The organism is Pseudomonas sp. 2995-1, assembly GCF_002742505.1.
Lineage (GTDB): Bacteria > Pseudomonadota > Gammaproteobacteria > Pseudomonadales > Pseudomonadaceae > Aquipseudomonas > Aquipseudomonas sivasensis.
Window position 1 is genome coordinate 25,449 of record NZ_LJSA01000195.1, and the last position, 11,808, is coordinate 37,256.

The window sequence follows — 11,808 nt, forward strand, 5'->3', positions numbered from 1 at the left end:
GAGCAATCGACATGGGACTGACACGACGTGAAGCGTTGTCGAGCATAGCGGCGGTAGGCGGCGAAAAAGCCGTCAAGGATGCACTGGCGGCATTAGGTTTGGGGCCTTCGTCGCACCGCCGTCCGCAACCGTTGAAACTCAAGGAAGGCTTGGGGCAAGGCACCCGCGTGCTGGTGTTGGGCGCCGGGATCGCCGGTCTGGTCACCGCCTTGGAGCTGACCCGCGCCGGGTTTGACGTGCAAGTGCTGGAGGCGCGTGAGCGGGTCGGGGGGCGTACCTGGACCCTGCGCCATGGCGACCGCGTGGACTACAAGGATGGCCGCACGCAAACGGCGGCATTCGATCAAGGGCATTACTTCAACGCCGGCCCGGCCCGGATTCCCAGCCAGCACCGCACGATCCTCGACTATTGCAGTGAGCTTGGCGTGCCGTTGGAAGTGCTGGTCAACAGCAGCCATGGCGCCCAGGTAAGGCCCGATGTGCAAAAGCCGGCGTTCAGCGTTGGCCAGGCGATCAATGATGCGCGCGGGCACTTGTCCGGTCTGCTGGCCAAAGCCTTGCAGCGTGATGCCCTTGATGATGTGTTGAGTACTGAGGAACGCACGCGGTTGCTGGCGTTTTTGCAGGTGTACGGCGACCTGTCCCAAGAGTTGGCCTTTGAGGGCACGATTCGCTCGGGGCACCTTGAGTCTCCTGCCCATCCGGGCGCGTTGCCGGCCAGTCGCAGCCCGTTGTCGCTGGATCAACTGCTGCACCCGGAACTGTGGGGCGCATTGCTGCACACCGAGTTTCCGGAGTTTTCGGCGACCATGTTCCAACCAGTCGGCGGCATGGACCGCATCACCGACGCGTTCTATCAACGGGTGAGTGATCACGTGCAGTTGAGGGCCGTGGTGCGTCAGATCCGCCAATTGGAGGACGGCGTGGCGGTGACCTATCACGACCAGCACAGTGGCCGCGAACAGGTGGTGCGTGCCGATTACCTGATCTCGACGTTGCCGCTGCCGTTGCTGGCCAAACTCGATACCGACTTCAGTGACCCGATCAAAGCCGCGCTGCTCAGCACCCGCAGCGACCAGGCGACCAAAGTGGCGTGGCAATCCCCGCGCTTCTGGGAAACCGACTACCGCACCTATGGCGGGCTGTCGTGGATCGAACACCCCGCGCGCCTGTTGTGGTACCCGAGCAACGACCTCAATACCCGCGAAGGCCTGCTCGTAGCCGGCTATGTAACCGGCGAGGGCGCCGATGCGTTTGGCGCAAAACCCTTCACCGAGCAATACGCCACGTCCAGAGAAGCGGTTGAGCTGCTGCACCCCGGTTTCTCCAAACACCTGCGTAACCCGCTGGCCGTGACCTGGGAACAGATCCCCTACAGCGAGGGCCCGTGGTTGCAACGCGAACACTTCCCGGCTGACGCAAGCAGCCTGCTCGAAGCCGGCCATGGCCGTGTGTACTTCGCCGGCGATGGCCTGGTGCAAAGCGGCGTGGGCATCTGGCAGGAATCGGCGGCCAACTCGGCGCGGCATGTGATCGCGCAACTGGCCGAACGGGTAACCCAACAACGACAGGTCGCGGCACTCGCCGCCTCTTAAGGAGACACACCATGAGCGACAGCATTCAACGTACCAGCGTCGGCGATTTTCCGATCTCGCAGACCGTCACCGTGCCGGCGTCCGCCAGCCTGATCTTTGTCAGCGGGACCTTGCCGGACGCTGCCGATCCTCAGGTGCCGGGCGTCTATGGAAACACCGAAGTACAGACGGTTTCGGTATTCAACAAACTGCGCAAGGTTCTTCAGCAGCAGGACCTGGATCTGGGCGATATCGTGCAATTGCGGGTGTTTTTGGTGGGGGCTGAAGAGACCGACGGCAAGCTGGATTTTGCCGGGTTGCAGCGTGGGTATACGCAGTTCTTCGGTACGCCGGAGCAGCCGAACAAACCGGCACGGACGGCGTTGCAAGTCGTCGCGCTGCCATTGCCCGGAGCGTTGGTTGAAGTCGAAGCCATCGCTGCCCGCACAGCCTGATTCACGCGGTTAAACGTGTGGAAGGGGGCTTGGCCCTTGATGAGGGCGTGTCAGTTGATGCCTCTTTGACTGACCCGCAGCCATCGGGGGCAAGCCCCCTCCCACAGTGTGATCTTTTTTTTGCCAGTCAGTCCTCATGTTCGTTATGGAGAAATCCCTATGTCCACCTCACCCCGGCAACTCAAATTCGGTGCCATCCTCACCGGTGTCGGTACTGCGCAAAACGAATGGCTGCACCCGCAAATCCCCGGCGATGCCAGTGTCGATATCGACTGGTACCGTGCCCAGGCGCAACAGGCAGAAGCGGCCAAATTCGATCTTGTCTTCATCGTCGACAGCCCCTACATCACCCCGGATTCCGCGCCGCATTTCCTCAACCGTCTGGAGCCACTGACCCTGCTTTCGGCCATCGCCGGTGCGACGTCGAAGATCGGCCTGGTGGCCACGCTGACCACGTCCTACACCGAGCCCTTCAACGTCGCCCGCCAGTTTGCCTCGCTGGACCTGATCAGCAGCGGCCGCGCCGGTTGGAACGTGGTTACCACCGGCCTGGAAGGCGCGGCCGGCAACTTTGGCCGTGAGCAGCATATTGATCACACCGAGCGCTACCGCCGCGCGGCCGAGCACCTGAGCGTGGTGCAGGGGCTGTGGGATTCCTATGAAGACGACGCCTTCGTGCGCGACAAGGCCAGCGGCGTATTCCTCGACCCGCAACGCCAGCATCGCCTCGACCACCACGGCGAGTTTTTCTCAGTGACCGGCCCGTTGAACATCGCGCGTTCAGCCCAGGGCCAGCCGGTGATTTTCCAGGCGGGTATTTCCGAGTCCGGCCGCAGCCTGGCGGCGAATTACGCCGAAGGCATTTTTGCCGGCGTGGGCAATTTCGAAGACGCCCAGGCGTACTACAGCGACATCAAAAAACGGACTGCTGCCGCCGGACGTAACCCTGATCACGTGACCATCCTGCCGGGCATTTCGCCGATCATTGCCGACACCGACGAACAGGCCCAAGCCATCGACCGCGAGCGCAATGGCGAGCTGGACCTGGACAAAGCGCTGGTGCAACTGGGGCGGCCGTTCAACTACCACGACTTCAGCCAATACCCATTGGATGAACCCTTCCCGGAGCTGGGCGACTTGGGCAGCAACGGCTATCGCGGCCATGCCGAAAACATCAAGCAAGTCGCCCGTGATCAAGGCTTGACCCTGCGCCAGGCGGCGTTGCGTTTTGCCAAGCCGTTCTCCAGCTTTGTTGGCTCGCCCAAGACCGTGGCCGACGAGATCGAACGCTGGTTTGTCGAAGGCGCGGTAGATGGTTTCAACATCCAAGTGGGCGCACCGGATGACTTCGCGCGGTTTACCGACCAGGTGCTGCCGTTGTTGCGTGAGCGTGGGTTATTTCGCAGTGAGTACAGCCACAGCACCTTGCGTGGGCATCTTGGGCTGCCGGTGCCGGTGAATCGGCACACGGCTGCGCGGAGCGAGGCGGCCTGAGGGTTACCACCATTTCCAGCGGCCCTGTTGTTTCAGGGTCGCGATGATGGCTTCGCGTTTGTGGCGTAGCTCTACCGACTTTTGCCGCAGTTCGCGGCAGCGGTTGCTGTTTAGGATCAGCAGGCCGACAAGTGGGCCGAGTAGGGCCAGTGCGTAGAGATACGTGTTGGGGCGCCACAGGATGGCGGGTAGGGATATCAGCAGGCAGAGGAGGTAGATCGCGACGTTTATCCATACCCAATGGATTCGGCCGTAGAGCACTTCGTATTTGGCCAGGGCGAAAACTGCGCCCAAGCCCGCGGCGCTGAAAAAGCATGTCTTGGCGACAAAATCTACGGGGTAAGTAGGCAAATACGTAAGCATCGCCAAGATCGTTGTCAACGCTATCGAGAAACACCCTGCCAATGCATCACCTCCAATCACGGGCATGAACCGTTTGAGGAGTTGCCAAGGATCCTCAATAAAGAGTGATGAGTAATATTGGTCTTTTATCTTCCGTTGTTGGCTCACTGGTTAACTTCCTCGTAGATGCCCAACGCCAGAGTTCTTACGTTTCCAGAGACTGTACTGCTGGTAAAGCCGAGCAAGGCCGCAGCTATATCCATTTTGTGCGCGGCAGTTGCACGCTGTATTTGAATAGCGCTGATACGTTTGGCCACATTGCCAGAGGCTGTTTCCAGCTTGAGCAACTTGGTCGTCAGTCTTGGATCTCGGATTTTAAGCAGCTCATTGTTCAATTTTGTCCGTTCTTGCCGTGTCAGGCCTCTAAGCACTTGCCTAGCTGTTTTTCCGGTTACTTTTGTGGTCGTTGTGACGACTTTCACGGTGACGAATGCCGAGCTGGCAACACCCATCAAAGCAATACCGTCCAACACTGCTGTTGCGGCCTCATACCACGTCTCGTTATCCAAGTAGTCATTAACTTCCGGAAAGGCTAACTCTGATGCTGTACGTAAAGCGCCACCGATGCATTGAACTGTACTTGCAACGGCAGCAGCTTTACCGATAAACGAAATTATCGAGCTAGCCCCAGCTGTAAAAGGCATCAGCGCAGCCCCACTCGCAATGACCATCCAACTCAACACTACTCCGGTGCACGCAATTGCCGTATTTATAGCTTCCACCGCCAACCTCGACTCCCGAGGCTCATGCTCCAACATCCGCTTGAACTCCACCGGCCCCACATACCTCGGCGCTTCCCGCAGCACCACTTTGATCGGCCGCACGCTGCAAATCGCCTGGAACTCCCGCAGTACCACCACGTTGAAATCCCCATCGATATACACCACCCCCGCACCGATCAACGCCGGGTCGGCGTCTATGGCGAAGAACAACCGCCGCAGGTCGAGGCTGCTTTCAATGCGTTGGCGTGTGGTGTGGTGGGCTGAGGGGAATCCATCCTTGAACAGAGCGGCCGTCATTCCTTAACTCCTTTTTTTGGGAGCTGAGAGAGTAAAGACGCCGCAACTGGGATGAATGTCGGAAGCTTCGCCATTTACAGTCGGGTACGTCCTGAAGCGATGTTGACGTCTTGTATGCCCGCTCCTGATTGAGGAAAAGTGCGCGCCACGTCACTTCCGGCGGACCACAGGACAAGGAGCCAACATGGCAGTCGATATGTTTTTGAAACTGGGTGACATCAAGGGTGAATCGCAAGACTTGGCCCATCGTGACGAGATCGATATCACCAACTGGGGGTGGGGATTATCGCAAACGGGCTCGATGCATTCCGGTACGGGAGGCGGTTCGGGCAAGGCCGACTTCACCAACCTGAACCTGACCAAACCCCTGGATAAATCCAGCCCCAACCTGATGATGGCGTGCGCCACCGGCAAGCATTACCCCGAAGCCAAATTGGTGGTGCGCAAGGCCGGCGGAACCAGCCCGGTGGAGTATCTGGTGATTACCTTGAAGGAAGTCATGGTGGTGTCGTACAGCACCCGCGCTGACACGGCCGATGATGTTTTGTACGACAGCATCGCCTTGAACTTCGCCACCGTCGACGTCAGCTACCAGCCGCAGAAGGCGGATGGCGCCAAGGACGGTGGGCCGGTGAAGTTTGGCTGGAATATTCGGCAGAACGTCAAAGTCTGATCCCTTGCCGCCAACCCGGTTGTCTACCCGCTCGACGGCAATGCGACGATGGCAGCGTTGGGCACCAAACAGCTCAACCGCCTGTTCCTCAGCCCCATGCCGCTGCGCATCGAACACAATGTGCCCACCTTCGACTGCATGCCGCAGGTGGGCGAGGGCGCTCAGCATGACCCGCTGACCACGAGCCCAGCGGCGCCGCTTGTGCTTAGAGGATGTTCAACGGGTAGCTGACAATCACCCGATGCTCATCACTGTCCCGTTGGGTCGTCACTTCAGTGCGCAACGACGCGTGGCGCAGGGCAATGCTCAGGTTCTTCAGCGGCCCCTGCTGGATCACGTAGCTCACCGTCAAGTTGCGCTCCCACTCGCTTTTATCCCCTGTGGGCGTGCGGATGTTCGAGCCGCTTTCGTACATGCCCATAAAGCTCAGGCCTGGCACGCCGACCGAGGCGAAGTCATAGCCGTAACGCACCTGCCAGGTGGTTTCCCCGGCGCGCTGGAATTTGCCGATCATCGACTCGGTCATGAAGTAGGCCGTGGAACCGTCACCCTGGTTCAACCACACCGCATCGCTGTCGCCGCTGACCTGTTGCAGGCCGGCGGCAATCGTGTGGCCGTTGACCAGGTAGGTGAATTGGGCGCTGCTCAGGCGGCTGTCGACCTTGCCCTTGGTCACGCCGTCGCCGTAGTAGCCGAAGGTGTAGAACGCTGGGTCGTTGCCGTTGGCGCCGTCGGAGCGGTTGTCGAAGTGGCGCAGGTCGGTGCGCAGGGTGCCTGGGCCGATCTGCCAGTCGTACTTGAGGCCCAGGAAGTTCTGTTTGTAGAAGTCCTGCAGGTTGCCGTAGTAGTACTGCAAGGTCAGGTCTTTGGTCGGTTTGTAGTCGACGCCGCCGTAGTAGAACTTGTTGACGAACTCACCGGTACGCGCGTTGTTGGCGCCGGGAATCGACATGCCCATCTGGTCGCTTGAACCACGGCCCTTCACGTGTTCCAACTGGCCGAGGGTGAAGGTGAAATGGTCCAGGTCCTTGGACTGCACCTGCCCGCCATTGAAGGTCTGTTGCAACATGCGGTCGGTGGACATTACCACCGGCAGCATCGGCACCAGAGTGCCGTATTTCAGCTCGGTCTTGGCAAAGCGCGCCTTGGCCGTCAGCCCCAGGCTGCCGAACTCATCCACTGCGCGGCCATCGCTGTCGGTGGGGAACACGTTGCCGTTGAACGCGGTGCTTTGCGGGTTGTAGTGGCGCCCCTTGCCGGAGTCCAGACGCACACCGAACATGCCGATGGCGTCCATGCCGAAGCCCACGGTGCCTTGGGTGTAACCGGACTCGAAGTTGGCGATAAAACCCTGGCCCCATTCCTGGGTGTAGTTGGGGTCGGCGGCGCCGCTGCGGTTGTCGGCGTTGCTGAAGAAATTGCGGGCCAGCACATTTAGCTTGCTATCTTCCACCAGGCCTGCGGCGTAGCCCTGCTGGGCGATGATCAGGCCACAGAGGCCGGCGAGTACGGTTGGTGCGCGATTGAAAAGCTCCATTGGTGTCATCCCCATGTGTGATTGGTTTTTTGAGGGCAGTCAAAAGCGGCAGTGAAAGTTTTCTATTTTTTTTCAGGAGCGGGAGCAACGGTGGCCGGCACGACGTGCAGTCGCACCGGCGGTAAGCGGTACAGGATGAACAGGGCGAGCACGCCAATCCCCGCGCACAGCAGCAGGCCCACGCCCACCGACTGGGCCAGCGCATCGCGGGCCAGCTCCAGCCATGGCGTGGCGTCGAGATTGGCGTGCAACAGCACTTGTGGGTCGGCATACAGGGCAATGCCCTCGGCGTGGCCCGCCGCAAGAAACACCCGTTGCAGATGGGTGCTGTAGAGCAGGTTGACCAGCACGCCCATGCCGGCAGTGCCGAGCAAACCGCCCACCAGACGCAGGGATTGAGTGAGCGCCGTGGCGATGCCGAGGAACTGCCGTTCGGCCAGGGTCTGGGTGAATACCGTGAGGTTGAGCAGGATGAATCCCAGGCCCAACCCGGCCAGTAGAATCAAGCCAAGCAACTCATTGAACGACGCGCTTCGTCCGACCACTGCCAACCCCAGGCACGCCAGCAGCAACGCGACAAAACCGGCCAGCGGCAACCAGTTTGGGTTGCGCAAACGGGTCACGATGCGGCTGTTGACGATGGCGCCGAGGGTGATGCTCAACGCCAGCGGTGTGATCAACACACCGGCGTCCTGAGGCGAATACCCGTAGGCGCCTTGCAGTAAGAGCGGCAGGTAAAACAGCAGCGAAAACATGATCGCCCCGGCGGCCACCGACAGCGTGAACAGCAGTTGCAGGCTCGGCAGGGTGAACAGCGCGGCCGGCAACAACGCATGCGGGCAACGCCGCTCCCAGTGCCACAACGCAATGATCGCCGCGATACACCCCAGACCTAACGCCGCGCTGAGTGCGAGGCTCGAATGCCCCAGCCATTCCACAAACAATTGCAGACTGCCCAACGCCAGGGCGATCAACAGTGCGCCGGGCCAATCCAGGCGAATGCTGCTGTGTTGTTGCGGGCGATACCACGGCAGGAAACGCCAGGCAATCAACAGCGCCAGGCAGCCCAACGGTAGGTTGATATAGAACACCGAGCGCCAGCCGAAGGCGCCGGTGAGATAGCCCCCCAGCCCCGGGCCGATGGCATTGACCACGCTGAACAGCGCACTCAACAGCATCTGCCAGCGCAGGCGCTGGCGGGTGTCGGGAAACAGTTCGGGGATACAGGCGAACGCGGTGCCGATCAACATGCCGCCGCCGATGCCCTGCAACGCACGGCCGATCACCAGCACCAGCATGTCGTTGGCCAGTGCGCAGGCCAGGGACGCCAGAGTGAAGATCAACGTGGCGGCCAGTACGAACGGCTTACGCCCGTAGTAATCCCCCAGCCGCCCGAAAATCGGGATGGTGACGATGGACGCCAACAGATAACCAGTGGCAACCCATGCATAGAGTTCAAAGCCGTTGAGCTCGGCCACGATGCTCGGCAACGCGTTGCCGATCACGGTCTGGTCCAGCGCCGAGAGCATCAGCACCAACGAGATGCCAATCATCGCCAGCAAGGCTTGCTTGAAACTCAGGGGAGGGTGGGCCGCCGCGGTCATCGTCGATCCTCAGCGCAACGCGGCAACGGCAGCGGCAATGCGCGCGCAGCCTTGGTCGAGGGTGCTGATGTCGGTAGCAATCGACATGCGAAAGAACGGTGCCAGGCCATAGGCCGTGCCCGCCACTACCGCCACGCCCTGGCTTTCGAGCAGGTACATCACCACTTCGCTGTCGCTGTTAAGGGTTTTACCCTCGGCGGTTTTTTTACCTAGCAGACCGCCGCAGTTCACATACAGATAGAACGCGCCGTCCGGCTTGCGGCAGCTCAGGCCGGGGATTGCATTGAGCAGTTCAAGGCAACGGTCGCGTCGTTGCTGGTACACCTCGACGCTGTGTTTGACGAAGTGTTGGTCGCCGTTGAGCGCTTCCAATGCCGCCGCCTGACTGACTGAGCAGGCGTTACTGGTGGACTGGGATTGCAGGGTCGCCATGGCGCCGATCAGGTCGGCGGGGCCGGCGGCATAACCGATGCGCCAGCCGGTCATGGCGTAAGTCTTGGACACGCCGTTGACCACCAGGGTGCGGTCCTTCAAGGCCGGTTCAATGGCCAGGATGTGTGGGTTGTCCAGACCGTCGAAGCGGATGTGCTCGTAGATGTCATCGGTCATCAGCAGCACCTGCGGATAGTCCAGCAGCACGTCGGCCAGGGCGCGCAGTTCGGCGTGGCTGTAGCTGGCGCCGGTGGGGTTGCTCGGTGAGTTGAGCAGCAGCCAGCGGGTGCGCTCGGTGATCGCTTCGCGCAACTGTGCTGGGGTCAGCTTGAACCCGTTGTGTTCCGGGCAGGCCAGGGTCACCGGCTCGCCTTCGCAGGCCAGGACCATGTCCGGGTACGACACCCAGTAGGGCGCAGGGATCAGCACTTCATCACCGGCGCCTAGGGTGGCGGCGAAGGCGTTGAAGATCGCGCTCTTGGCGCCGCTGGTCACCAGTACATGAGCGGCGGTGTAGCTCAGGCCGTTCTCGCGGGCCAGTTTATCGACGATGGCCTGGCGCAGTTCCGGGGTGCCGGCGTTTTGGGTGTAGCGGGTTTCACCGCGCTCGATGGCCGCGCTGGCGGCTTGGCGGATGTGGGGGGGTGTATCGAAATCCGGTTCACCCACTACCAGGTTGATGATGGACTGGCCTTGGCGACGCAGCTCGTTGGCGCGGTCGGACGCGGCGCTGCTGGGCGATGGTTTGATGCGTTGCACACGGGCGGCGATGCGGGAGGCGGTCACGGGCGTTCCTCGATGATGGCGTTGATGGCGTCACAGTACGAGGGCCGGGCGAGGGGGCCATAAGACGAGTTTGTTCTGGGTTGATAGGCAGTGCTTATGGCTGGGCTTGCACCAAGCAGGTGCGTCCAGTCCTGGCTGCTCCGAGCGGGTGCTTTGGGTGGGGGATCAGGAGCAACCATAGCAAAGCCTTATGGCTGGTTATGCGGGTGGCCTGTCTTTTGCAAACCTGCCAGGTGTACACAAATCCAAATGTGGGAGGGGGCTTGCTCCCGAAAGCAGTGTGCCAGTCACAGATGCATCCACTGACACTGCTATCGGGAGCAAGCCCCCTCCCACATTTAAGGCATCACTTGTCCCTTACATGAGCACCGCCATTTTGAACCTGCGCCGTTTGAAGTATTTCGTGAAACTGGTCGACATCGGCAGCATGACCCAGGCTGCTGATGTGTTGCATGTGGCGCAACCGGCGTTGAGTCAGCAACTGGCAACCCTGGAAGCCGAGTTGCAACAACAATTGCTGATCCGCACCAAGCGCGGCGTGACGCCGACTGAGGCGGGCAAGGTGTTGTATGGCCATGCGCAAATTATCCTGCGCCAGTGCGAACAGGCTCAGAGCGATATCAATGCCACCGGCCATGCCTTGTCCGGGCAGGTGTCGGTGGGGCTGGCGCCGGGGACGGCGGCGTCGACGTTGTCGCTGCCGTTGCTGCGCACCGTGCGCGAACGTCACCCCGGCATTCTGCTGTACCTCAATGAAAACTTCGGCACCACGTTGAGCGAACTGATCATGAACGGCCGCATGGACATGGCCGTGCTTTACGGCGGGCGGGGGGTGCATGGTTTGAGTTTTGTCTCGCTGCTGCGCGAGCCGCTGTACCTGGTGAGTGCCGACCCGGCCATTGCCAGTCGCGAAGACATCCCGCTGGCCGAGTTGGCCGACATGGACATGCTGTTGCCGCGCCCCTACAACGTCATGCGTCGGATGGTGGACGAAGCCTTCCTGCGTATCGGCCTGGGTGTGCGGGTAGTGGCCGAGATTGAATCGTCTACCACCCTCACCGCCGCCGTGGCCGACCACTTCGGTTCGACCATCCTGCCTGAGTCGTCGGCGCGGGTCATGGCCGCGGCCCCTTCGGTGCATATGTGCCGCATCGTCGAGCCCGAGGTGGAGGCGCCGTTGGCGTTGTGCCTGTCCGGGCATTTGCCGTTGTCCGTGCCGGCCCAGGCGGTCAAGGCGATTCTGCTGGAGCTGGTGGCGCAGATGCGTGGCAGCGCCGTGTGAGGCGTCATAAGGTCGGCTTATCACCCCAAAGCCAAAGCGTCTTGGCCGCGTTTCGAGGGGCTCGGTAGATTGGGCTCATCCACTCAAGACACGCTCGACAGGCAGGGGCCATACATGGATTCAGCACGTATCAAGGGGTTGATGGATTTGCTGGCCGAATCCGATCTGCTGGAACTGAGCCTCACCGAAGGCGACAGCACGCTGCGGCTGTTCAAGCAGGCGGGGCAGGGGACTACCAGCGTTGCACCCACCGTGGTCGCAGCCCCCAAAGCTGCACCAGCTGCCAGCGCCGTTGAAGTCAAAGCCAGCCTTTATGGCGTGCTGCACCTGACGCCCGCCGTCGGTGAGCCGCCCTTTGTGACCGTGGGGCAAAGCATCGAGGCCGGCCAGACCGTGGCGGTGATCGAGGCGATGAAGATGTTCCACCCGGTAAAGGCCAAGGTGGCGGGCCAGGTGGTTGAGATCCTGGTCGAGGCCGGGGTTGAAGTCGACGCCGGCCAGTCGCTGTTCCGGCTCGGTTGACCCTTACGCGTATTCGTTATTCAGGTGA

At 61.1% G+C, this 11,808-nt stretch carries 11 protein-coding genes; 6 read left to right on the plus strand and 5 right to left on the minus strand.

The window, feature by feature from the left end:
* The first annotated feature begins 11 nt into the window (after positions 1-11).
* The 3 genes from AOA61_RS00810 (at position 12) to AOA61_RS00820 (ending at position 3,523) form a co-directional block, all read left to right on the plus strand.
* Positions 12-1,595 carry an FAD-dependent oxidoreductase gene (locus tag AOA61_RS00810; protein WP_099600905.1) on the plus strand — a complete coding sequence of 528 codons (1,584 nt, stop codon included), beginning with the start codon at positions 12-14 and terminating at the stop codon, positions 1,593-1,595.
* Positions 1,596-1,606: 11 nt separating this feature from the next.
* Positions 1,607-2,029 (plus strand): RidA family protein, encoded by a 423-nt coding sequence (locus AOA61_RS00815; protein WP_032887256.1) that lies wholly within the window; start codon positions 1,607-1,609, stop codon positions 2,027-2,029.
* 159 nt (positions 2,030-2,188) lie between these two features.
* On the plus strand, positions 2,189-3,523 hold the full coding sequence (locus AOA61_RS00820; protein WP_099600906.1) for an LLM class flavin-dependent oxidoreductase: 1,335 nt from the start codon (positions 2,189-2,191) through the stop codon (positions 3,521-3,523).
* A 3-nt stretch (positions 3,524-3,526) separates the two neighbouring features.
* Here the strand turns inward: AOA61_RS00820 and AOA61_RS00825 are convergent, their stop codons facing one another.
* Positions 3,527-4,033 (minus strand): hypothetical protein, encoded by a 507-nt coding sequence (locus tag AOA61_RS00825; RefSeq protein WP_099600907.1) that lies wholly within the window; start codon positions 4,031-4,033, stop codon positions 3,527-3,529.
* Positions 4,030-4,944, minus strand: coding sequence for an NAD synthetase (locus AOA61_RS00830; RefSeq protein ID WP_099600908.1), 915 nt, complete (start codon positions 4,942-4,944; stop codon positions 4,030-4,032). Before AOA61_RS00830 ends, AOA61_RS00825 begins: the two co-directional genes overlap by 4 nt.
* Before the next feature lie 184 nt (positions 4,945-5,128).
* Between AOA61_RS00830 and AOA61_RS00835 the strand changes: the two genes are divergently transcribed.
* On the plus strand, positions 5,129-5,617 hold the full coding sequence (locus tag AOA61_RS00835) for a type VI secretion system tube protein Hcp (RefSeq protein ID WP_032887259.1): 489 nt from the start codon (positions 5,129-5,131) through the stop codon (positions 5,615-5,617).
* Between the two features lie 205 nt (positions 5,618-5,822).
* Here the strand turns inward: AOA61_RS00835 and AOA61_RS00840 are convergent, their stop codons facing one another.
* From AOA61_RS00840 to AOA61_RS00850, 3 genes are all read right to left on the minus strand, one after another.
* On the minus strand, positions 5,823-7,154 hold the full coding sequence (locus tag AOA61_RS00840; protein WP_032887260.1) for an OprD family porin: 1,332 nt from the start codon (positions 7,152-7,154) through the stop codon (positions 5,823-5,825).
* 62 nt (positions 7,155-7,216) lie between these two features.
* Positions 7,217-8,758 carry an MFS transporter gene (locus AOA61_RS00845; protein WP_099600909.1) on the minus strand — a complete coding sequence of 514 codons (1,542 nt, stop codon included), beginning with the start codon at positions 8,756-8,758 and terminating at the stop codon, positions 7,217-7,219.
* Between the two features lie 9 nt (positions 8,759-8,767).
* Positions 8,768-9,976 carry an aspartate transaminase gene (locus tag AOA61_RS00850; protein ID WP_099600910.1) on the minus strand — a complete coding sequence of 403 codons (1,209 nt, stop codon included), beginning with the start codon at positions 9,974-9,976 and terminating at the stop codon, positions 8,768-8,770.
* 376 nt (positions 9,977-10,352) lie between these two features.
* Here AOA61_RS00850 and nac point away from each other — a divergent pair, with 376 nt between their 5' ends.
* Positions 10,353-11,258 (plus strand): nitrogen assimilation transcriptional regulator NAC, encoded by a 906-nt coding sequence (gene nac, locus AOA61_RS00855; protein ID WP_099600943.1) that lies wholly within the window; start codon positions 10,353-10,355, stop codon positions 11,256-11,258.
* A gap of 114 nt (positions 11,259-11,372) precedes the next feature.
* A complete protein-coding gene (locus tag AOA61_RS00860) occupies positions 11,373-11,780 on the plus strand; it encodes an acetyl-CoA carboxylase biotin carboxyl carrier protein subunit (RefSeq protein ID WP_032887263.1) in 408 nt (135 codons plus the stop codon).
* Positions 11,781-11,808: the final 28 nt, after the last annotated feature.

Bases quoted from the DNA above. Each gene is read 5' to 3' on its own strand.
- AOA61_RS00810 (WP_099600905.1), top strand. From the start codon at position 12: ATGGGACTGACACGACGTGAAGCGTTGTCGAGCATAGCGGCGGTAGGC.
- AOA61_RS00820 (WP_099600906.1), top strand. From the start codon at position 2,189: ATGTCCACCTCACCCCGGCAACTCAAATTCGGTGCCATCCTCACCGGT.
- AOA61_RS00845 (WP_099600909.1), bottom strand. From the start codon at position 8,758: ATGACCGCGGCGGCCCACCCTCCCCTGAGTTTCAAGCAAGCCTTGCTG.
- AOA61_RS00815 (WP_032887256.1), top strand. From the start codon at position 1,607: ATGAGCGACAGCATTCAACGTACCAGCGTCGGCGATTTTCCGATCTCG.
- AOA61_RS00835 (WP_032887259.1), top strand. From the start codon at position 5,129: ATGGCAGTCGATATGTTTTTGAAACTGGGTGACATCAAGGGTGAATCG.
- AOA61_RS00830 (WP_099600908.1), bottom strand. From the start codon at position 4,944: ATGACGGCCGCTCTGTTCAAGGATGGATTCCCCTCAGCCCACCACACC.
- AOA61_RS00840 (WP_032887260.1), bottom strand. From the start codon at position 7,154: ATGGAGCTTTTCAATCGCGCACCAACCGTACTCGCCGGCCTCTGTGGC.
- AOA61_RS00860 (WP_032887263.1), top strand. From the start codon at position 11,373: ATGGATTCAGCACGTATCAAGGGGTTGATGGATTTGCTGGCCGAATCC.